Origin of the sequence: Corynebacterium sp. MSK071 (assembly GCF_030232125.1) — a bacterium.
GTDB classification, from domain to species: Bacteria; Actinomycetota; Actinomycetes; order Mycobacteriales; family Mycobacteriaceae; genus Corynebacterium; species Corynebacterium kefirresidentii.
This window is the reverse complement of the sequence record NZ_JASPJA010000052.1, coordinates 1-386: the sequence shown is the minus strand read 5'-3', so window position 1 is coordinate 386 and position 386 is coordinate 1. Positions and strand designations below refer to the sequence as shown.

Here is a 386-nt window from a genome sequence, read left to right as displayed (position 1 = left end):
TGAAGTGTCCCAGGTTTTGTTCCGTCTGAGTAGATGGGAAAATCTGGAATATGCCAAGAAAATTTGACCAGGATGCGAAGGACCGTGTGGTCCGTCTTGTAGAGGACCGTATCTTGGCGGAAAATATGTCGATGCAAGCCGCGTGCAAGGCAGTAGCTCCAAAGTTGGGGGTTTCATGGCACACGGCTCGTCAGTGGACCCAGCAGGCCCGTCGTGCGGGAAGCATCCCAGAACCTGTGCCTGAAGACTTGGCCGCGGAAAACGCGAGGCTACGCCGTGAAAATCAAGAGCTACGCGACACCAATGAGCTACTGAAGGCTGCCTCGGCTTTTTTCGCGTCGGAACTCGACCCAAAACGTCGGAAATGATCCGGTTCATCGATGAGT

The 386-nt window shown here is 54.1% G+C and carries 1 pseudogene; it reads left to right on the top strand.

Features of this window, described 5'->3' with window-relative positions:
- The first annotated feature begins 25 nt into the window (after positions 1-25).
- A pseudogene (locus tag QP990_RS12160) lies at positions 26-368 on the top strand (transposase).
- The last annotated feature ends 18 nt before the right edge of the window (positions 369-386 follow it).